Source organism: Streptomyces sp. NPDC034111 (genome assembly GCF_055575375.1).
The window spans coordinates 602,731-622,843 of sequence record NZ_JBVIST010000001.1 but is presented as its reverse complement, the minus strand read 5'-3'; the positions used below and the strand labels follow the sequence as shown (position 1 = coordinate 622,843).

The following is a 20,113-nucleotide window of genomic DNA, read 5'->3' as shown; positions in this document are numbered from 1 at the left end:
TGCGATGCGTGAGCAAGGCCGTCGCCTTCCCGGACCCGTATGAGAGCGGTACGCAGGCGCCCTCGAAGCCACCCTGCCCCAGCACGTAGACCACGTACTGCGCGAACTCGGCTGGGACGCACTCGCCGCCACCCTGGACCAGGCCGAGCGAGCCGGACATAACTCGACGCCCTGCTCCAGCAAGCCATCGAATGGCGCGAACTGGACACCGCCGACAGCATCGTCGACGTACTCGTCTGGCGACTGAGGCGGTTGGGCAAACTCACCGCCACTGTGGACCAGCCCCGTGCACGTACGAACCCGCGCGTACCTCAGCAGCAACCCCAGCCCTCGAAGCCGCAGACGCCCGCGCCTGCCGCCCGGCCCAACCTCAACGACCCCCGTCAACGTGGCGCGAGGCGCTGCAGCACAACAAACAGATAGACACTGGCCGCCAATCCTGTTAGTGCTGGTCAATAGAGACAAGGAGACGATGCGGATGCTCAGCGAAGACCTCCAGACCCCGAGAACTTCTCTGCCGGGGACGGCCTCTGGCAACGACCCGCTGCTGCGGCTTCAGGAGGAGATGCAGCCCGCCGGCGGGAACATCGGTCTCCGCGCGACTACGCACCCCGAGGAAATCCGGATCACCGGCATCGCCGTCATGTGCCCGCAGTGCGGCGCCCGGCGGGACTGGATGGTGATCTGCGACCGCAACGAGATCAGCATCCGTTGCCGCTGCTCGCACCAGTGGGTCGAGCGCGAACTGACCCGCGTGGACTACCAGACCATGATCGGAGAAGGTATCGGCCAGGACTTCCCGAGCCTGGAGGCCGCGGCACAGGCTGCGGGGTATGACGGCACGCTGGCCGGTACCTACCTGGCCTGATCAGCCCCGGGGCCGAGTCCCGGGGCTCGGCCCCGCATTCCTAATTCGGACACCTTCCGTGTCCACAATCACGGGCACTGCCCTCCCTGCTGTGTGCTTCCCTGCATTGGCTCCGCCGACGGCTCGCAGGATGGCGCTTTATCGCTGCGCACTCGATCTCAGTCGGTCGACCGCGTAACGTCCCGCGCGGCGGCCTGGCCTTGGTCGCCATTGAGAGTGACGGGCGGGGGCGTGTCGAGGTACGCGCGGGCTGCCTCGGCGAAGCGTCCGCGGGCGTCGTCAAGCTGTTCTACGGCGTGGGCCCTCCTTAGCGCGTTGTTCTGGTTAGGGCTGAATGTCTCCAGGACGAACACGTACGCCTGCCAGGGGCTCAGGATGCCACGAGCCTCGAAGCTGCGCGCGAGGCCGATCACATCGTCATGGAACTCGAATGCAGACCTGCGGGGACGTCGGCGCATGAGGTCGCGGGCCTCGGTCTCAGCGACTTGTGCGGCCTCGGCTACGGGCGCGGCCACTGGCAGCAGTTCGGGATCGAGACCCTGGGGCCCGGTGTTTCCGTGGGTCGGTGGAACACGGAGGTACTCACGGACCGGCGACATATGGTCAACACGGAGGGTGAGGGTATCGAGGAGCTCGGCGAGGAGCTCGGGCGTGATGTTCTCGGCGAGGTCAGCGAGGGCCCGTGTCAGTGGTGCGACCGGTCCGGTTGTGGCCCGGACGGCGGCAGCGCAGCAGCGGTCGACCCGCTGGGCGAGCGGGCGCAGACTGCTGGGGCCCTCAAGGTCGACCAGGGCAAGGGCGTCGTTGACCTCGCGCAGCGCTGCCGCTATGGCGTCAGCGTCGGAGTTCTTGCGCTCGACGGCGTGAGCGACGCGGGCGGCAGCGCGCATGAGGTCCCCATATGCGGCGCGTTGCTGAGTGCGTCTCCACTCAGTGTGTGTTGCGGCTGTCTGCGCATCGGCGGCAGAGCGAGCGGCGTCCGCCTGGGCGTGCGCTCCGTGGGCTTGTATCCGGGCTGCGCCGAGAGTGCCGACGATTCCGAGGATCACGCCAACGAGGGCACCGCCTCCACCGATGTACGCGGCTATGACTTCGGGTTGCATGAGGCAGATCATGTCGTACGCCCTGGTGGCCCTGCCGGACACTCGGCGAGCTGTCCGCCTGGCGAGTTGCAGTGCGCCGCCATCCTGGCCGCAGTTTCGGTTGCCGGGTCGCGTGGAGTGGCGCAAGTGGCCGACTCGCTCCGACACGCCATGCATGAGCTGAAGGTGGTCGGGATGAAGTGGCTCGGTGCCGCGCGGCGCGCAGGACACGGTCGCCATGACGACTGGGATCAGCGCTTGAAGCGGGCAGCCGAGGCGAAGCGAGAACCGGATAGGACCTCCAGAGCAGTGCGAGAGGTCCTTGGCTCCGAGACCCCATAAGCCGAGAGGGCTGCCCCAGTGCGGGCAGCCCTCGGTGGTCTGAATGAACGGCCGTCAGGCAGAGGCCAGGTGGTTTGCGAGATGCAGGGCGTCGACGGCCACAGACAACGCGGCGTGAAGGCTGATGACCTCGAACAGCGTGGGACGAACGATGGGGGTCCAGTCGCCGCGGAGGCCCGGCCAGGTGGCGAGGACGACCTCCGCTGTGGCCAGGCCGAGGCGAGCCGTGACGTCCATTCTGCCGTCGAGACTCGGCGCCCAGTCCAGCAGGATGGAGCCAGGGCGGAGTCGGTTGGGATTCTGGGCGGGCGCCCAGGCTGCGCGGATCGGTTCGGTGGGCAGCAGCGGTACAGAGCGGAGGATGGCGCCGCGTGCGGACTTGGGCATGGGCCGACGGACGAGATCACTCAGGATCAGATACGGGGCCGTGAGGCTGATCGGCTCCGCCGAGGGGCGCGAGCGGGCGCGGCTCACGCAACCGCCCAGTTCAGCTGGTTACGGACCGCGGGTGGCAGCACGCCCTCCTGGCCGTTCTCGGCTATGTAGACAGCACCGTTCGCTCCCGAGATCTCGATGACGCGGCCAATGCGGTGGGCATGGGGCCAGTCCGGGTTGATGGCGAAGTACGCGGGCAGGTCGGGGTCGACGGTCTGGAGCTGGTGGATCAACTGGCGGACGGTGATCTGGTACGGCAAGGCGGCCTCCTGGACGAAGGGGAAGTGCGGATCGGGAGGATTGCAGCGTCTGGGCGTCCGGTTCAGACGTCTGCGTCGAATCGCAGTAGCTCGCGCAGCACGGCAGGGTCCTTCGACGGCGCTGCGGATTTCGCCGGGATGTGGGCGGCGCGATGCCGTCTGCCCTGCTCGGCGGCGTAGGACTTCGTGGACGATGGTTGGCTTGTCCATTCCTTGCAGCTGCACGTCGCGAGGAATCGGGCCCGTCCGGTGCATGCCTCGGTGAGCGGTGTACGGCCCGTGGGGTGCCGATGTTCTGAGGGGCAGATGGTGTCGTCCGCGTGATACGCGGTCACGGTGATCGAGTGGCGGGGCATGAGGCGGCCTCCTGGTCAGATGGGAAGGGGATTCGGCGTTCGCCGGGCAGGCGTCAGATGGAGGAGCAATAGCGGCTGGGGAAGGCGATGAGAGCCGCGAGGAATCCGGCGACGGCATGTGCGGGGACTTCCGGCCCGAAGGTCTGGTGCCAGGCCGTTGTGCCGTCCGTTCCCTTGATGTTGATGTGCCACAGCTCGCCGCGCGCCGCTGCGGGGCTCTCGGCGAGGAATCCCACGTATACGCGTTGGTCGGGGCTGGAGCAGTGGACGTTGCCGTCCAGGTCGGAGACGACGTCCCAGCCCTGGTTCTTGAGGAGGTCGGTGACGGGGCTCGCGGAGTGGCAGTCGAGCAGCCACTCACGCTCGCGGAGGGCGGCGAACGGAAGCCCAGCGGGAGCCTGGAACGGGGCGGTGGCGGTGAGTGTCACGAGCAGCGAACCCTTCGTTGACCTGCGGGTTTTCCCGACTTCCGTACGTTGACATGGTCTGCGGCGGGGTCTCCAGTCCTGTCCCGCGGTGTGCGTCTGCCGTGGGCGAACTGGCAACGGGGACAACCGCTGTTGTCCAGGCAAGGGGGAATGAATCGGTCTCCCCAGAGGCTGTCCCGGGGGCGACCCGATCGCGGTGGAAGGGACCGACTTGGAGAGCGAAGAGATCCGTACCTACGACGAGGCCGTCGATGACGCGGAGGCCGCGTCCCTGGGCCGGGCCCGCATGGCCGACGGCAGACGAATCGAGCTGAGCGTGGAGGACCTGGCGCAGCTGGTCGGCGCCGAAGCCGAGGGCAAGCGCGACTCGGGCCAGCACGGGCCGACCGGCACCGTTTGACGACGCGCCGACGCCAGTCCGTCGGGCGCGACCGAGACGCTGAGGTACGGCCCTTTGTCGGTGCGCCAGCCGGCCCCGATGAGCGGCTGGAAGCCTTGGTCCCTGCCGGTGCCGCCGTAGAGGTACGTGTCGTGGCCCTGCGCGTAACCGTGGGCGAGGGCGGTGGTGCAGGCGGTGACGAGTTCCGTGGGGGTGTTGTTGTCGAAGGTGGCCAGCCAGCCAGCCAGCCAGCCAGCGGGCCGGGCCGAACGGGTCGGAGTGGACCGCGATCTTCCACAGGTCGGTGACTTCGCCTTCGGGGAGGTAGCCGAGCCGGATGTGCTGTTCGGGCGAGGTGGCGAAGACGTTCGCCAGTTCGTCGTGTTGGAGGCGGAACCCCTGGTCGAGGAGCGGCTGGAGTGCGGGGTCACCGGTGAAGGTGTTGCCGGCGAGGTAGACCGGGGAAACGTAGAAGTCCCCGTCAGAGCGTGGGCGGGCATGGGGGATCGGATCTTCGGGTGAGGTGCGGGTGTCAGCGTTGACGGCGCGAGCCAGCGTTGACGGGCGTGACGGGAGCGGATGCGGCTGGTGCAGGCTGGACTTGGTGCATCGCGTTGGTGCGCGAACTGCGGGCCAGCGCAGCCGTGCTGCGCGAAGTCGCCTGGTCGGGGCGCAGGGGCTGGGTCTCGACCAGGGAGCGGTGGCGGTCGGGAATGAGGAATGCAGCGCGGACGACGGGCCTTGGGTCGGTCAGGGCGTCGGCCGTGGCGGTCATGAGGTGCTCGGGGGTGCCCCGGCTGAAGTACGCCTGCCAGCTCGGCGCGGAGACGGGGTCAGGGCCGGCGGACATGCGCCAGGTCGACTTCTCCGGGTCAAGTAGCTCGTCGTACTCGTGGAGCCAGCCGCCGCGTATCCGGTAGGCGGCGTGACCGTCGGGCGAAACCATCCGGAACGGCCGCGTGCCGCGGACGGCCTCCCACTGATGACTGGAGAACACGGTGGCGGGCGTATGCCCGGTGTGGTGCTCGCCGCCGCTGAGGTAGTCGGCGAAATTGTTCGGCAGCCCGGCGACGAGCGTGTCCGCGAACGCCGCCACGATCTCTCGGGGGGTGTCGCGGTCGAAGGTGGTAATCCAGTCCGGTACGCCGAGCGGGTCCTCGGCATACGCGAACGTCCAGCCGCCGTAGTGGCTGTCCATGACATTGGCGATGCGCACGCGCTGGCACGGGCTGGTGTAGTACGTGTCCTCGCCGAAAGCCATGACCTTGGTCCAGTCTGTCGCAGAGTCAAGGGTGTTGAAGATGGCGTCATCAGTGCCGGGACCGGCGAGGTAAGCGGGGGTGATGAAGACATCGGCGGCGGGGTCGAGGGCGTGAGGGTCGGTGGTGGGCATGAGAACAACTCCGAAGGGGTGGTGCACGGGCGCCCGCGCGGCTCGCACTGGAACGTGCGCGGGCGCCGTTGTGGCTGCGGGGTCTGACTGCGGGCATGTGGATCACCTGGTCCGGGATGGGCGGGAGAGCGCCGAGACGTGGACCGGGACGCGCGGCTGTGGCTCTGGGGCGTGAGAGAACAACCCCGGGAAAGCCGAGGGGGTCCGCCGTACAGCAGCGTTGGCCCTCGCCATGCCGGCCGTCGGCCGAGTTGTGGGGTTGTGTCGCACAGTGGTGCGTGAGGCCATCGACTCGAAGGCAGCCAGCTCCACGTACACGGGCCCGAGTGCCTGAGCGGCTGGCGTCAGGTCGTACGCGCGGTTGGAGGGGCCGGTGCGGGTGAGGAGCTGATCCTCCTGGAGCTGCTGGACGCGGTAATGGAAGGAGCCTGTGGCGAGTCCCGCCGCTTCGCGCAATTCGCCGTTCGGAAGTGGGCCGTGCTGCGAGAGGGCGTGGAGGACGTCGACCGCGCCCTTGCCGCGCAGCCGGCGCAGGGCATCCTCCGTCCGCTCCGCCTTGGCGAGCACCGGGCCGCTCTCGGCGAAGTGCGCGCGATGCCAGGAAGCAAGCGCGCGATGGGCGTTGTGTGCGTGGCGGCCGAGCGGGGCGACCTCGTAGAGCCCGAGCTGCGGTCGTTCCAGGAAGCCGTCCGTGAGCATGCGTCGCAGAACCCACTGCGTGTTCTGGGTTCCGATCCACGGCAGCGCTGAGGCGATCTCTGTGAAGCGCATCTGGCCGTGCTGCTGGATGGTCTGCAGTGTCCAGGTGGTCCAGCGAGGGGCGAGGCGGCCGATCGCGTGGCGGACGTCCTGGGTGGGGTCTTTCGCCGATGTGTGGTCGTACATGTCCAGTTCTCTGAGTATCGGTCGTGCGCCGTCAGCGGGAGCGCACGGGGCGTTCTGCGGGCGCGGGTGAGGTGACGGCGGGGGATATCGGGGCAGCGGGGACAGGCGGTGCCGCAGCCGTGCGCAGGGCTGCGGCCCGTACCGGGGAAGCCGGGGTCGATGTGGCCTGTGCGCGGGACGCGGAGCGGCGTCGCTCCGTGGCCGGTGAGTCCTCGGCTTGAGGTACCGAGCGCCTGTATGCGCCGGTCAGAGCCTTCAGATGATCGGCGCTCTGGCCGCGGCGTTCGGCGAGGATGGTGATGTCCGCGCCGATCGTGCCGAGGACCGTGCTGCCGACGCCTTGCTCGATCGCCTGCAGCTCTCGGTAGGCGGACCGGGAAGCCTGGACGATCTTGTGGTCGAGGTCGTCGACCTTCCAGGCGGCATCCACGATGAGGGCAGCCATCTGGCCGTGCGGGCTGAGGAAGTTGTACCGGGCCAGCAAGTCGGTGGGGCGGTCGACTCCAAGGGCGTCGGCGACGAGCCGTGTACCGAGTCCCGGCGGGGTGGAGGGAGACATGAACATCCTTCGTGCGGTGCTGTGCGAAGAGCTGGGGATCACGAGCGGGTGCGTCGGGCCCGTGGCTGCGCGGTGGGAGCCGCAGGTGCCTGCGGATGGGCGTTGGCCTGGCTGCGGCCGTGTGGGGAGCGGGCCCTGGCTGCCTGGGCGCGACGCCCGAGAGGTGGCGTACTGGCGGATGCCTCCCGCTCGCGCTCCAGTCGGCGCGCTGCGGTTCGGTAGGCGGCATGGTCCTGACGCTCGCCGACGGCCAGGAGGTAGATCTCCCGTTTGTGCTGGGAGGAGGTCGGAGCGTCCCGGTACTGGATGACGAGCCGCCATCGGGTTTCCGGATCTACGTAGACCTTGTGGCAGCCCGCCAGTTCGCGTTGCAGGGCGGCTCCGCGTTCGTTGCCGTGGACCAGGTGTTGCAGTTCCAGCAGGGCCAGGTCGCGGATGTCCTCTGGGACGGATCGCAGGTCGGCGAGGGCTTCGGGGTGTGCCGCGAAGGCGTACCGGGCCCGGTTCACGGCGCGCTCCGACGCGGAGGTGCCGGCGCAGCCGCCGTAGACCGAGGTGGTGCGACGGGAGGCGGGGCTACGGCGAGGCTGCCGGCCTTGACCGTTGAGCAGGCGCGAGCAGCTTCTGCCCGGAGGCCGACCGTGCCTTGGGGTGCCGGTGCCAGGGGGAGCGGAGTGGACTGCTCCATTGCCCAGGTATCTGCTGCTTCGGCGGTGGCGAAGGCTCCCTCCCGCACCGTGTAGGAGCGAAAGTCCTTGGTGGTCTCTTCGAGGAAGAGGCGGTACGGAGCGCTTGCGGAGTCGGGGTGGCTGTCGTAGACGAGCGTCCGCACCTCGATGCCGAAGTCGAAGGAAGACGGGTTGTGGGTGTAGTGGTCGATGACCTTGTACCGGTCGTCCGGGTTGGCCCTGAGCAGATCATCAAGGCGGGCTGTGAGCGCGTCGGCGGGCCGGGGCCCGTGGTTATTGGACAGCTTCGCCGATTCGGCCGGGCAGCCCTGGCGGATAAGCCAGTTCTGTGCCAGCGGAATGACAGGGTGGCTCTCGTACTCGAAGTCGAATGTTCGCTGCTCAACGTCCCGGGTGATGTGCAGTGAGACGTACTCCGCCATGCCGGGGATGCCCCAGATCGCAGCGCGGTCGTACAGCAGCAGATATGTGTCGCGGCCGTCAGGGCTGTGGTGCTCGGCAAGGGGCACGAACATGTCGTCCGAGAGCGTGAGCGAGAGGAAGCCCTCCTCGATCCGCTCTGTGGCGGCTTCGAAGCCCTCGATCCGGTAGTCCGGCACCGGGGCGTAGGTGTTCGCCATGTCAGACTCCGGCAGGCTCGGGCGAGGCCAGGAGCCGGTGGTTGGGGCGGGCCGGGCTGGTGGTGCACGCGCCGAAGGGCCCGTCCGGCGTGCGGAGTTGGAGCAGCGCTGGGTCGAGGTGGTCGCGGTGCCATGTCGAGGGGCCGGTGAGGCCGGTCTCGACGTCGGTGAGCTGCTGCCAGGCGAGCCAGAGGGCGTGCAGCCGGGCGACGGCTTCGGGGTGTTCTTGCCACTGTTGGCACCATGGGCGGCCGGTGGTGATCTCCCTGCCGTAGACCGGCAGGAGCAGGTGATGCACCCAGCTGGTCAGCGCGGCGAGTTCCTCGGCGTATGCCTTGCCGTCGAGCGCCAGGATGAAGACGGACGAAGGGCCGTCGAGCTGCGAGTCCTGCGTGTCCGCGCTCCGGCCGCTGACCGGCACCGCGCCGGGCTCGACGGTGCGGTCCGCAGGCTCGTCAGCCTCTGTGAGCGGCGGGTCGTCGGTGAGCCGGGCGAGCGTTTCGCTCTGCTTGCGACTCTCCGCGACCAGCCGCGCGACTGTGGACACGAGGTCGTCCAGGTCGTGATCAGGTATGCGCACAGACTTGTCGCCATCGTGGGTGGGTCCGGACATCACTACCCCTCCGCAAGATCGGGTGGTTGGGGTGTCGAGGGTCCGGAAAACCCCAGGTTTGGCCTGGCCGGAAAACTGGTGTAGACGCACCGCTCAGAGTGCTAGGCGATGCGGGCAGCCCTGCGACGAAACCGGCACACATGGGCGCCGGCCGGGAGTGGCTTGCGGTCGGGGCTGTCGGCGGTGGTACTGCCGTTGTTCCGCTTCATCGTGGTGGCACGCGGACGAGATCACGGTGTGGCTGATGTTGATCCGCGGCTCCGACGAAGGGTGCCCCTCGCGGCTGCTTGCCAAGTGCAGGTGTGCGCTTAGGTGGCTCGCAGAGAATCAACATGCCGTCTTGATCAGGGCGAGGAAGGCGGTCACATCAGTGGGGGTGCGGAACCTGATGGCGTCGGGCCCGATGGCGTGGCCCCGCTCGGCCAGTAAGGGTTGGACTTGGTGAACCGCCCGGGTGAGGGTGCTGCCGTTGACGCCGAAGAGCTGGGCTGGCAGGTATCGGGCGCCAAGTTTGCGCAGGTAGAGCACGGTGGCCAGGACTCGGTCGGCCGTGGTCAGTTTGTCCTTGGCGCCTGCTCCGGGAGCACGGCGTCGCTCACCCCCGCGTTGACGGAGCCGTTCACGCTCACGCAACCCGGCCAGATCAGGCTCCATTTCGTCGACGAGGCGGTTCAGTTCCACTTCGGGCATGCCGGTCAGCTCCGAGCTGCGCAGTAATGCAGCCGCAGGCCGCAGTGGTGCCTTTGCCGGTCAGACGATCGGGGCTGCGTTGTCCGCGCTCGGGGTGCCGGGGTGGTCGGGGCAGGAGGGTGTAGTTCCCGTCCCCGTGGAATCGATGCTGGGTCATGGCGAGGGCATCGATTTGGGCATCCGCATCCTCGACGGCACGTGGAGCATGGAGCTCACTCGGCCGTCCCGCAAGACGAGTCGAGGTGGGGCACCACCCTGATGCGGGCATCCTCAAGGCGGAGGCTTGCCTTTTGTCGGGCGCTGGGGATCCAGAGCTCGATGCGGTCGCCTGTCTGGCCGAAGGAGATGACGGGGCGATCGGTCGGCGGGCGGACGCCGTAGTACGGGGTGTCACCGGAGGGCAGCGCCACACAGACATAGTCGGCGCTAAGGCCGAAGTACTCGGGGATGTCCTTGCCCTGAGCCGCCAGCCGTCGGTCTGCTACGCCGCTCTGGCCCGCGCCGAGCAGAACGACCAGGGAGAAGGCGATTGCCAGGCCGGTGCCGACGCTCAGCATGAAGGTCCACGACGTCCAGGAACCCCGCGCGTCCACCGACGAGTTCAGAAATCGGATCCAGCCGAGATAGGCGATGAAAAGGAACAACGTGCCGAGGAACACGGACAATACCCAAGTGCCGGCGAGGACGCTTCCGACCCCTTCCTTCCCTGGCGGCAATTCCAACTCGAACGGCGACAGATAGGCGCGCTGGACCAGCGTCCCGAGCCACGGGACCAGCGGCACGGCCAGCGGTGCAGCCAGGGGAAGAAGCCATGGGACGGCCCGATGGGTTGCCGTATCGCGAAGGGCCAGTACCGTGCCCACCAGCACGTAGGTAACCATCAGCAACAGGACGGGAGCGCCGACGCGCGGATCGTCGAGACCCATCGCCGACCACAGACCGGCGCCGAACAGGATCAGCATCGCCGCCACGAAGAGCAGGCCCAGCATGGCGGCCGTCTGCCACGCCACACGGGTCTTGGGCATCGTCAGCACGTGCCGATCGGCGTCCAACTCACGCCCCGGCAGCGGATGCCGGGAGAGTTCGGTACGCGCGGAACGACGGCTGCGGGCCAACCGGCGAAGACGCGGCTCGTCAAGCGAGGTGGGGATGCGTACGAGGCGCACGGTGCCAGCGGCCTGATCGTGGCCAGCGGTCCTCGTCAGCAGATGTGCTGAGTGTCGCAGGTGCCGAGTGGGTGACTGGCGCCTGCCGCGCAAATGCCATTCGATGAGGGGCCGGTGCACCGGCTCCACCAGCGTGGCGTCTCGGCAATTCGCGGATATGTCGGCGTCCTGGGCAAGCGTGTCGAACGTGGCCACCGCCTGTTGCACCGCCCCGTCGCGCACGCTGCGTATACGCGCTTCGACGATCCTGACGGTCCAGTCGCCCTGCGGCGCCAGTGACGTCTCCTGGGCGAGCGGCAGCCGTACGGGCCAACCCAATGACTCGCACAACTGAGTCAGAAGATCGATTTCCTCGGGGCGGTCTATGACCTCGATCACCATGTAGACGCGACGATTGAAGGGCACCTTGCCGCCCATCGCGACGGCAGGGAGCACAGCATCTGTCGCGCCCGGCGATGACGGCCGGGAACCACCGGAGGCCGAGTCGCCGGCGGAGGCACCGGAATCAGGGGTGAACATGCTGGTGATTCTGCGCCGGGCACGTCACCCGCGTCCCACAGTTTGATGATCTGCACGCCCTTAGCCGGGCGGCTCAGGGCCAGCACCACCCCGGAGGGAGGAAACGACGAGGCGTCCGTACCGTGTGGTGAGGGCAGCGGCGGTGGCGACGATCGACAGGCCGAGGGCGACGAGCAGGTGGGCGGTGGACTGGTCGCCGAGGACCTGGAGGACGCTGAGAGCCGTACCGAGGGGGAGGCCGAGGATGGTGAGGACTCCGAGAGCGCCGCTGATCTGCTGGCTTTCCTGGTTTTGGACCAGTCGGCTGTAGTCCGCGGCTTCGGCCAGTATCTCTGCGAAACGCTCGGGCAATCGGTACTGAGCCTGGAAGGCAAGAAGTAGTTCGTTCGCCGGGCCGTGGGCGGTGAGGTGCTGGCGCCAGTAAGTGCTGCGGAAGAGCGCGATGTTCCTTTCCAGCGAGCCGACTTGGGCGGATAGGTGCGGGCCGTCGAACACTCCGGAGAGTTCGTCGGTGAGTTGGTCGATGTGGTCGCGCTGGAGTGTGCCCAGGAGGAGTGCGTCGAGGTAGACCGTGCGGGCGTGCAAGGCCGCGAAGTCGTAGAAGTCGCCCTCGCCGGCGTCGGCGCGATGACCGAGGAATGCGGCGCTATGCCGCAGCACGAGAGCACTCCAGTCGGCGGAGATGCGCACAGCTTGATCGAATTCGTCCGCTGCCGTTTCCGGAGCGAGGGGGAAGTCGCGTGGTGTGGAACGGGATGCAAGCTGCCACAGCCAGGAGTCGGCGGTAGCCGGCAGTTCTGCCGTGGGCTCAGGCCGAAGCGCGGGCGTGTGGTGGGCGTCAGGCGTGAGGAGGGCGATGGTGTAAGGGCGGGCGATCGCTAACGCGTCAGTGTCGTCTCGAACTTCGGCCACCGGCCCGAAGAGCTGCTGCGGCGCGAATGGACCGGTGAGTGGGTCGCGGTCGGCGTAGGGCCGGTGGCCGATCGCTCGCAGTACCGGAAGCAGTGGTCTGTCCACGGTGAAGTGCAACACCGCCAGACCGTGCCCGTGGCTTCGTCCCGCGGCGGTACGCAGCAGCTCCAAGCCCTGCAGCTGCAGCCCATCGTGGACGATTGAGATCATCCGATGCCAGCGACAGGGACGATCCGACGACCCGTACAGCACTCTGGCGGAGGCGGGTGCGAAATAGGTCGCGCGGGTGGCTGCATCCGTCCGTCTGCTGCCGACCTCGAACGGGAAGGGCCCCTCCGCCCAGTCCGGAGTGCGCAGCAACCGTACTGGGAGCACAACCACGAGGATCTGCCGCGCCCCGGCAATCGCCTCTAAATCAATGGTCATCGGTAGTACTCGGCCGGGTCTGGCTGGTCGAGCCTGACCACGAACTCCGCGCCACCGGGGCGGTCTGTGGCCGCATGGAACCGTACGCGTTCGCCCGTACGGATGGTGCGGAAGCCTTCGGTGACGATCTGCGTGTAGTCGAAGGTGTAGTAACGACCGTCCGCCTCGTCCTGGACGATGAAGGCGCCCACCGTTCCGGTCTGTCCTCCGCCGGTGGGCCGGCGGTCGACGATGATGCCGTGCCGCGCCTCGCTCATGAGATGGCTGCCTCTGGGTCGGTGATGTCCTGTACACAACGGAAACCGACCGCGTTACTGCAGCCACGCTTCCGGTAGATGCCCTTGCTGCTCGCTTGCACGGCGCGCAGCGGATTGTCGTAGCTGCCACCGCAGATGACCGCTTCGCCGGCGTCATCCAGGCTGGTGGAGGTCCATTCCCAGACGTTCCCTGCCATATCGGTGATGCCGTACTGGGAGCGGTTCGTGGCCCTGTCGCCGACGGGGGTGACCCAGGCTCGGCGAAGTGCCTCGTGGGCGAACTCCTGCTGCCAGGCGTGGAAGGTCACCACGGGGTGACCGACCCAGGTGTCAGCGCAGTTGACTGGCGCGCCGTCCGGTTCGTCGCCCCAGGGAAAGAGACGGCCGTCCGTGCCGCGAGCGGCGGCTTCCCATTCCAGTGCGGTGGGCAGGCGCTTGCCTTCGAAAGCTGAGAACGCGAAGGCGCTCCACCAGCTGACGCAAATGGCTGGGTAGTCGTCGTAGCGGGCATTGCGGTAGTAATCCGCTTCGCGGAGCCGGTCGGTCCAGGGGGTGTGGGTGATGTTGTCTGGCTGGTCAGGGTGGTCCCAGGGAGAGGTGCCGTCGGGCCGTAGGGCATAGAGGAAGCGGCGGTAGCGGGCGACCGTGACGGCGTGGCGGTCGAAGCGGATCGCGTGTCGTACGCGGCGTAACAAGAGCCGTTCGGCCGGGCCTACGAGGTGAACCCCAGGGGGAAGGACGCAATTGTCGGTAGGAACAACCGCCGGTATGCGGGCGAGGAAGGCTCGCACCTGCTCGGTGATGAAGGCACCGCCAGGCAGGTCTGCCGCCTCTTCACGACCGCTTGGGGTGGCGAGGAATCGGGCAGCTAGCAGCTCCTGGTAGGCGGTGTGGACGAAGGCGACCTGGTACGGACCGGCCGGCCGCAGCAGGGGAGCGAGCACGCAGTTGTCGAGTTCGAGACGGCCGTCGATGAAGGCGCCAGGGCCAAGGTCGCGGTGCAGGTCGAGGAGGGAGAAGACCGTTTGATCGGTGAGGAAGGCCCTGCCGAAGACTGCCGGCAGCCGCGCTTCGGTATCGACCTGCCCCTGGTCTGCGAGGGTCTTTGTGATGTGTGTGCCGAGCAATGCGTCGAGAGGCTGGGGCGAGGCAGGTTGGAGGAGGGCGGTCAGTCGCTTCTCCAGGAACGTGGCATCTGGGTCGGCGAGCCGTAGGAGGTGGAAGTGCGGTACTCGGGCCGGGTCGACTCCGTTCGCGTACATCTGCTCAACCAGCTGTTCGGACCGGGCGGCTCCGCTGTCCAAGAGCTGACGGACTTGGGGGGAGTCGGCGAGGAACGACACCCGCGAGCTCATGACCACCGTGGACTCAGCGGAGAGCACCGGGGCCAGATCCGCGAAGAGTCGCAGGAAGCCGGCGGGGCTGGCCTCGTCCACGCCTTCGTCAACCGCATCCAGGACGCACAACGCAGAGCCGGACCGGATCAGGTAGAGGAACAGGTCGTACGCACGGGAGCGGTCCGCGGTCATGCACGGGGACAGCAGGCGTGCGGCGTATTCGGGGAAGGTCTCGTCCCTCGGTTTGAGGCTGAGGTCGAAGTAGAAGCGAAACCGCCGCGCGTCGGGGTCCGCGGCCAGCGTTCGGAGCAGTGTGCTTTTACCGCTGCCGGGACGACCGGTGATCAGAACGTTGGCTTGGCCATGGGCAAGGCGGCCGAGGAGGGTGGCTGCGTCCTCGGCTGTGTGGATGAGGGACTCTCCCGTGTGGGCGTCGGTTGACAGCACGGTGGCGGTGACAGCCTTGCGTGGCTCGGCACGGTCCGCGGGGGTCACGTCGGCAAGGTGGGCGGCAAGGTCGACGTGCCTGTCGATGAAGCTGTCGTAGCGCACCAGCCGGTAGTCGCGGCCGAGCAGTTCGCGGACAGGCCCGGGCAACTCTTCGTCGTCACTGGCCTCGTCGAGGATGACGAATCGGGTGAGCTTGGGCAGGCGGGTACGTAGCAGCTCACCGTCATTGGAGGTGAGTACGGCGCGCAGGTCGTCCACGTCCTGCGAGACCATCAGCTCGACGTACTCCAGGCGCATGCCCGATTCACGGCAGAAGAGCTGGTAGACCGTGTCGGAGGTAAGGACGAATCGCTTGGCTTGACGGTAGCCGAGAGTGATGTATAGCCCGGCGAGGAACTCGCAGCGACGGGCGACCTCGGGATCCATGTGTGGCTCTCCGCCCAGCAGGGCGGAGCTGCTGGTACTTGTGAACCAGACCAGAACGTCGACGAGTCGGCGTACCGCGAGCAGCCCGTCCTCGTCGGAGATGTCGTAGCCGTCGTGCGTGGACCGGTTGCGCAGACGGCGGATGTCATCCAGCGCGTTCAGGACGGTACTGCTGCGGATATGCGGCTGGCACCGCTTGACCAGGTCATTAAGGGCTCGGCCCGATGGGTCGCCTTCGATGCCATGGTGCCGCCACAGTTCCTTGAGAAGCTTCTCCGTCAGCTTGCCGACGAGGGAGATTGCGTTCTCCGGGTAGCCGTCATTGAGGCTGCGTAAGGGACGTTCGAGATCAAGACCGAGACGGTCGGCGACACGGGAGTGGTCATCGAGCTCGCTGCGGAGCCGTTGTAGTCGTTCGTCCACCACCATGCTCATCGCCCACCACCCGGTTTCACGCCCAGTACGAAGGCGAAGCGGTCGGGAAAGGTGAGCACCGGCTCCGGATGCGCGGCTCTCATCTCATCGATTCCCTTCTCGATCTCGCTGTCATTGAACGTGGAGAGCACGGACATGTAGCGGGCCCGCACCATGCCGATGTACTTGTCGCGATCGAGACGTAACTCGTACGTCATATAGCGGATTTGGGGTTGCAAACCGGCCGCCCGCAGGTGGTCGAGGACGAGTTCGGGGTCCGGCTGGAGTTCTGTGAAGCGGGAGCGCGCCGCCTGGAACAGTGGGTACTCGATGCTGGTCGGCAGCATGACCACGAGTAGGCGACCGCCGGGGGCAAGCCGACCGGCCAGGCTATGCAGGGTGGTGGCGGGTTCGGCGACATGATGCACCGATTCCTTCAGCCAGATGGCGTCCAGTTGCTCGTACGGTAACTGGACGCTTCCAGCAGCGAAGTCTTCTGCCGAGGCTGCGATCGGCGTCAGGCCGGCGGGTGGTGGCGTACCGATCTGGTGCAGCATCGCCAGTGATGGGTCCACGCAGAGGATGGCCTGCTGCGGGTTGATGATCCGGGCCACCTCGCGTGCGAACACCCCTGTGCCGCAGCCGATGTCGGCGATTCGGTCAGCGGAAGACAGATGCAGGCTCTCGACTATGCGTGCAGACATCCAGGTGACGTGGTGCGGCCCATATGCCCAATGTTCGTCGTAGTCGGCAGCAAGCCGCTCGTAATGTCCCTGAACATCCCGCCGCTCCACAGTCCCCCCGCCCGGGTATACGGCTCTGCTGACCTGCCGTCAGGCTACTCCTCCCGTAACTCCATGGAGCCGATCAGCCACGGTTTCTGGCCAGAGTGGGCGCCGCCGCCGAGGTGTACCCGTGGATAACCAGCCCGAGATCGAGTTCGGGGTCATCAGCCACGGCACGGAAGAGGACCTCGTCCGACAGATCCTCGACCAGTCTCGTCAGCGTGGCGAGCTGCTTGGACGCGGTCGCGACGTCGGGAAGATCACGCGGTGCCGCAGGAACGCCGATGTCGGCATGCAGGCCGTCGAAATCTTCAGCAATGGCGTGCAGCCCGCTGTGTTCCAGGGCTGCGCGCCCAGTGTGATTGGTCATGACGGACTCCGGCGGTGGAGGCGGCCTGCGACAGCGGGACGCGAGGCCGCGGTGGGTGCCGTGGCAGGGGCTGTGCCAGTGAGGTGAGGGCGGCTGCGGAATCGGGCCGCTTCGATGCGGGCAGCCGGCGGGGCAGCGCCCGGTTGGTCGGCAGCGCGAGGGGGCTCGGACTCGGCGCCGGTGGCGATGCGCCAGCGGCGGCGGACGTGATCCAGTGGCCCAAGCGCGTGGAGGGCGTAGCCGATCAGCCGACCAGGTGCCAGCGACTCGTCGTCGGCCAGCGCGCGCACCTGCCGCGCCGCGACGGCGGCCGCCCGCATGAGCGAGGCTCGGACGACCTGCTCGCCGACGTACTCCGCCGACCCCGCGAACGCCGACGGGTCACAGATCCGCAGCACACGTTCCGTGTCCAGGGTCCGGTCGGCCAGCGCGCCTCGGCGCTGGGTCTCCCACAGCACGGTGAGTTGGTCGATGGGCTCGCCCCGATGGTGGAGCGCGCCCAGGGACCGGTAGATCTGCTGATGGCCGGCATCGGCGAAATCGCTGGGGTGGAGCCAGCCCACCACCTCGTCCAGCTTCTGAGGACGCGCACTGAGACACCCGAGGAGGAACTCCTCGTCGGCCAGGAGCTGTGCATCCACCGGCTGTGGATGAGCGGCAGGGGATGGGGCTGACGCCGGGGGTGCTACGGGCCGGGGCTCGCCTCCCCAGCGGCGCGCGAGATCGGCCAGCACGTCAGACAGGACCTCGGCGTGATGCACTGTTTCCTCGATGCCGACGCGGATGGCGTCGGCGTGGGCGGCCTGGTGCAGTCGTGTGGCGTGCTGGGCGACACTGCGGTGGATGGCACCTTCCAGCACCATCCGTCCGTAGACCACCGCATGCTCGGGGCGAGGACAGGCCGATACCAGGGAGTGCGCGTAGGAGGCGGTGAGTCCCCGGGCGTGCTTGCTTGCCTCGGCGACCGTGTCGGTCACCCAGGACCTCGGTACGGGACCTGCGTCCTGTTCCTTCGAAGCTGGGTGGCCGTCGGCCCGGAGCTTGAGCATCGCGGCGTAGATCGCAGTGTGCGCGGGACGGGAGAAGTGCTCCGGTCGCAGCCAGGGCGAGAGCCGGTCAAGCTGGCCGGGGGCTAGAAAGACCGCACCCAGGACCGCCTGCTCGGCATGGACGAGCGGAGTCATCGCCAAGCCTCCCGCGCGGGATTGCGTGCTGCCTTGTGCCCGGCGTGCAGCTCGCCGACGGCACGGTTTGCGGCGGCAAAATCGGCTGCGTAATTGTCCAGTTCGGCGGCGAAGGCGTGGTCCGAGGCGAGCATGGCTCCGGCGGGGGAGACGAGCCACCAGTGACCGCCGCGCCGTATGGCGGGAGTGCCGGCAAGCCGCTCGGACCGGCGGACGGACGCCCAGGACGGTGGGGGTTGGGTCATGGGAGCACCTCACGAGACGGGGAATCAGGGGAGAGGATCGGATGACGGGGCGTGGGGCGCGGAAGGCACCCCGGCGGCCGGGTGCGGGGGTGGTGGAGGCGGTTCATGCCGCCGGGCCGAAGTCGTCCTGGCGTAGCGCCTTGGCGGCTGCGCGCTCGGTGATGGCCGCGGTGGCCTTGTCGGACGCGGTGCCCAGCCGCTTGGCGTCGCGGCCCTTGTACCAGGGCTTGAGGTCGATGAGGGCCAGGCGGATGCCGGTGGCCATCAGGCAGGCCGTGCCCTTGGGCATGGCGCGCAGCACGTCGGGTGGGAGCACGCGCTCCTGGCGCATCGAGACCGAGGTGGACTTGCCAGACTCGCCGGTGGAGACCGAGACCGTACGCACGTCATGGTCGCCGGCCAGGCGCGAGATCTTGTCGGCGAAGTCGGCGTCGTCCATACCGGAGCCGATCAACTTGATCGTTGACGCGGAGAGCAGTGCGTCCATGCCAGCCTGGCCCCAGACGCGGACGCCCTGCTGGTAGGACTGCAGGATCGTCATAGGGATGACGCCGCGGGACCCGAGGTGCGAGTACAGGTCCGGCAGGTCGGAGATCTTGCAGACGTTGGCGGCCTCGTCCAGGATCGCCAGCAGCGGAGCATCGAGACGTCCGCCGTCGCGCTCGGCCTGCATGACCGCGGCGCGCATCACCACGTCGGCGGCTGCGGCGATGATCGCCGAGGCGGAACCGCCGCCGTCCTTCGACAGCAGATACAAGGTGTCCGTGCCGGTCGCGAACTCCTCCGGCTTGAACTCCCGTACGTTCTCAAGTTCGTTGGGCGGGGTGACCCAGGCGGCGATGTCCGGGTCAAGCAGGCAGCTGGCGTACTGCCGGGCGGTTTCGAAGATGCCGTCGCGAGTCTCGACGGCCCCGGCCACGGTGCCCTGGAGCTGGGCGGCGACCGCGTCGAACCCGGCGTCCTGGAGCAGATCGATCGCCGTACGGTCGGCCGGTGAGGCGAGCCAGGCCAGCACATCTGTGATCGGACGTCGCGCGTGGGCGGCGGCCAGGAAGAAGGCGGTCAGGGTGTTGGCGGCGGCCGTGGACCAGAAATCCCCGGCACTGGACTCGTCGACGGAGGCGGTCACGAAGTGCCCGGCGAGTCGCCGAGCCCCGGCGAGATCACGGGCGTCGGCAAGAATGTCCCACCACATGGTCCGGGGCGTATGTGCGATCTGCTGCGGATCCAGCGTCCACACGGTCCCGACCTTGGCACGGGCGTCGATGGTTGCGGTGTACGCGTCGCGCGCCGCCTTGTTCGAGGTCAGCAGCACAGGGCCGGGGGCGCGCAGGATGGCGGGGATAGCAAGTCCGGAGGTTTTGCCGGACCGGGGGGCCATGATCGCCAGGATCACGTCCTCCCAGGAGGAGCGGACCTCCGCCTTGCCCGGCTTGAGGGCGCCCAGCAGGACGCCGCGGTCGTCGGGATCGATGTCCTTGGGCTTGGTGCCTTTCAGGCTGGGACGCAGGTCGATGGCCTTTGCGGCGATCTGCCGGGGCAGCAGGGGGGCCAGCTCGCGCCGGGTGGCCAGCCCCGACGGGCTGCTGCGGAAGCGCAGCCACACCTTCGCAGCTACGACGGCGGTGGCCAGGAGGACGAGGGCGGGCAGGACGTAGCAGCCAGTGATCACGGCGGGCTGCGGCAGATGAGGCCAGACCCGCTCCGGATGAAGAAGCGTCTCTTCAGGTCGGTAGGCGGCCCACGGATCGGATCCGACAACGGCGTTGGCGAGATTGCCGAACAACCAGGCCAGCGAACCTCCTCCCATGCCGAGCCCGGCGAGGGCGATGAGGAGGTGGAAGAGGACGTCGGTGCCGGTGGTGGTCGAGGGCGTGGTGGTGCGTGGCGTTGACAAGGTGAGTTCCAGGGGTGCGCGGCGCGAAGAGAGGGGAGGACGGGGCGGCGCGTTCTTCTGGTGATCACGGCATGGCTCCTGGAGGCTGTTGAAGTTGAAAGAGGGGGACTAAGGACGGGGGGATGC

General features: G+C 68.0%; 23 protein-coding genes. 2 read left to right on the top strand and 21 right to left on the bottom strand.

From position 1 onward, the window contains the following. The first annotated feature begins 478 nt into the window (after window positions 1-478). Window positions 479-868: a hypothetical protein gene (locus ACZ55A_RS02765; protein ID WP_238572577.1), complete on the top strand. Its 390-nt coding sequence runs from the start codon at window positions 479-481 to the stop codon at window positions 866-868. Between the two features lie 158 nt (window positions 869-1,026). Here the strand turns inward: ACZ55A_RS02765 and ACZ55A_RS02760 are convergent, their stop codons facing one another. The 5 genes from ACZ55A_RS02760 to ACZ55A_RS02740 form a co-directional block, all read right to left on the bottom strand. Continuing rightward, window positions 1,027-1,971, bottom strand: a complete 945-nt coding sequence (locus ACZ55A_RS02760) for a hypothetical protein (protein WP_238572576.1) — start codon at window positions 1,969-1,971, stop codon at window positions 1,027-1,029. 375 nt (window positions 1,972-2,346) lie between these two features. Next, on the bottom strand, window positions 2,347-2,679 hold the full coding sequence (locus ACZ55A_RS02755; protein WP_238572575.1) for a hypothetical protein: 333 nt from the start codon (window positions 2,677-2,679) through the stop codon (window positions 2,347-2,349). A gap of 83 nt (window positions 2,680-2,762) precedes the next feature. Continuing rightward, window positions 2,763-2,987 (bottom strand): hypothetical protein, encoded by a 225-nt coding sequence (locus ACZ55A_RS02750; RefSeq protein WP_238572574.1) that lies wholly within the window; start codon window positions 2,985-2,987, stop codon window positions 2,763-2,765. A 409-nt stretch (window positions 2,988-3,396) separates the two neighbouring features. Then, window positions 3,397-3,771: an SPDY domain-containing protein gene (locus tag ACZ55A_RS02745; RefSeq protein ID WP_468832052.1), complete on the bottom strand. Its 375-nt coding sequence runs from the start codon at window positions 3,769-3,771 to the stop codon at window positions 3,397-3,399. 234 nt (window positions 3,772-4,005) lie between these two features. Further along, complete coding sequence (locus tag ACZ55A_RS02740; RefSeq protein WP_468834576.1) at window positions 4,006-4,386, bottom strand: hypothetical protein; 381 nt, start codon at window positions 4,384-4,386, stop codon at window positions 4,006-4,008. On the opposite strand from ACZ55A_RS02740, the gene ACZ55A_RS02735 reads away from it, so the two are divergent. Next, window positions 4,346-4,672, top strand: coding sequence for a hypothetical protein (locus ACZ55A_RS02735; protein ID WP_468834715.1), 327 nt, complete (start codon window positions 4,346-4,348; stop codon window positions 4,670-4,672). The two genes, ACZ55A_RS02740 and ACZ55A_RS02735, sit on opposite strands and share 41 nt — an antisense overlap. Window positions 4,673-4,682: 10 nt before the next feature. Here the strand turns inward: ACZ55A_RS02735 and ACZ55A_RS02730 are convergent, their stop codons facing one another. The 16 genes from ACZ55A_RS02730 to ACZ55A_RS02655 form a co-directional block, all read right to left on the bottom strand. Further along, window positions 4,683-5,543, bottom strand: a complete 861-nt coding sequence (locus ACZ55A_RS02730) for an SPDY domain-containing protein (protein WP_468832048.1) — start codon at window positions 5,541-5,543, stop codon at window positions 4,683-4,685. Between the two features lie 102 nt (window positions 5,544-5,645). After that, on the bottom strand, window positions 5,646-6,428 hold the full coding sequence (locus ACZ55A_RS02725) for a winged helix-turn-helix transcriptional regulator (protein WP_468832044.1): 783 nt from the start codon (window positions 6,426-6,428) through the stop codon (window positions 5,646-5,648). Window positions 6,429-6,459: 31 nt separating this feature from the next. Continuing rightward, window positions 6,460-6,987 (bottom strand): hypothetical protein, encoded by a 528-nt coding sequence (locus ACZ55A_RS02720; RefSeq protein ID WP_468832040.1) that lies wholly within the window; start codon window positions 6,985-6,987, stop codon window positions 6,460-6,462. A gap of 38 nt (window positions 6,988-7,025) precedes the next feature. Beyond that, window positions 7,026-7,496 (bottom strand): type II toxin-antitoxin system RelE family toxin, encoded by a 471-nt coding sequence (locus tag ACZ55A_RS02715; RefSeq protein WP_238572567.1) that lies wholly within the window; start codon window positions 7,494-7,496, stop codon window positions 7,026-7,028. Continuing rightward, window positions 7,493-8,296 carry a hypothetical protein gene (locus ACZ55A_RS02710; protein ID WP_468832036.1) on the bottom strand — a complete coding sequence of 268 codons (804 nt, stop codon included), beginning with the start codon at window positions 8,294-8,296 and terminating at the stop codon, window positions 7,493-7,495. The genes ACZ55A_RS02715 and ACZ55A_RS02710 overlap by 4 nt, the downstream gene beginning before the upstream one ends. A gap of 1 nt (window position 8,297) precedes the next feature. Next, the gene (locus tag ACZ55A_RS02705) at window positions 8,298-8,909 is read right to left on the bottom strand and encodes a DUF4913 domain-containing protein (protein ID WP_401854026.1); all 612 of its coding nucleotides are present in this window, start codon (window positions 8,907-8,909) and stop codon (window positions 8,298-8,300) included. Window positions 8,910-9,236: 327 nt separating this feature from the next. Further along, window positions 9,237-9,563, bottom strand: a complete 327-nt coding sequence (locus ACZ55A_RS02700; RefSeq protein WP_468834572.1) for a helix-turn-helix domain-containing protein — start codon at window positions 9,561-9,563, stop codon at window positions 9,237-9,239. A 248-nt stretch (window positions 9,564-9,811) separates the two neighbouring features. After that, on the bottom strand, window positions 9,812-11,284 hold the full coding sequence (locus ACZ55A_RS02695; protein ID WP_468832031.1) for a hypothetical protein: 1,473 nt from the start codon (window positions 11,282-11,284) through the stop codon (window positions 9,812-9,814). Window positions 11,285-11,344: 60 nt separating this feature from the next. After that, window positions 11,345-12,622 (bottom strand): hypothetical protein, encoded by a 1,278-nt coding sequence (locus ACZ55A_RS02690; protein ID WP_468832027.1) that lies wholly within the window; start codon window positions 12,620-12,622, stop codon window positions 11,345-11,347. Beyond that, complete coding sequence (locus ACZ55A_RS02685) at window positions 12,619-12,879, bottom strand: hypothetical protein (protein WP_238572562.1); 261 nt, start codon at window positions 12,877-12,879, stop codon at window positions 12,619-12,621. Before ACZ55A_RS02685 ends, ACZ55A_RS02690 begins: the two co-directional genes overlap by 4 nt. Continuing rightward, on the bottom strand, window positions 12,876-15,527 hold the full coding sequence (locus ACZ55A_RS02680; RefSeq protein WP_468832021.1) for an SUMF1/EgtB/PvdO family nonheme iron enzyme: 2,652 nt from the start codon (window positions 15,525-15,527) through the stop codon (window positions 12,876-12,878). Before ACZ55A_RS02680 ends, ACZ55A_RS02685 begins: the two co-directional genes overlap by 4 nt. Further along, on the bottom strand, window positions 15,524-16,300 hold the full coding sequence (locus ACZ55A_RS02675; protein WP_468832016.1) for a class I SAM-dependent methyltransferase: 777 nt from the start codon (window positions 16,298-16,300) through the stop codon (window positions 15,524-15,526). Before ACZ55A_RS02675 ends, ACZ55A_RS02680 begins: the two co-directional genes overlap by 4 nt. Window positions 16,301-16,373: 73 nt before the next feature. Then, window positions 16,374-16,661: a hypothetical protein gene (locus ACZ55A_RS02670; RefSeq protein WP_468832012.1), complete on the bottom strand. Its 288-nt coding sequence runs from the start codon at window positions 16,659-16,661 to the stop codon at window positions 16,374-16,376. Continuing rightward, the gene (locus tag ACZ55A_RS02665) at window positions 16,658-17,845 is read right to left on the bottom strand and encodes a DnaB-like helicase N-terminal domain-containing protein (RefSeq protein WP_468832009.1); all 1,188 of its coding nucleotides are present in this window, start codon (window positions 17,843-17,845) and stop codon (window positions 16,658-16,660) included. The genes ACZ55A_RS02670 and ACZ55A_RS02665 overlap by 4 nt, the downstream gene beginning before the upstream one ends. Further along, entirely contained in the window at window positions 17,842-18,090 is a 249-nt protein-coding gene (locus ACZ55A_RS02660) for a hypothetical protein (protein WP_235445562.1), read from the bottom strand. Before ACZ55A_RS02660 ends, ACZ55A_RS02665 begins: the two co-directional genes overlap by 4 nt. Window positions 18,091-18,193: 103 nt before the next feature. Then, window positions 18,194-19,987 carry a type IV secretory system conjugative DNA transfer family protein gene (locus ACZ55A_RS02655; protein ID WP_468832006.1) on the bottom strand — a complete coding sequence of 598 codons (1,794 nt, stop codon included), beginning with the start codon at window positions 19,985-19,987 and terminating at the stop codon, window positions 18,194-18,196. Window positions 19,988-20,113 lie beyond the last annotated feature (126 nt).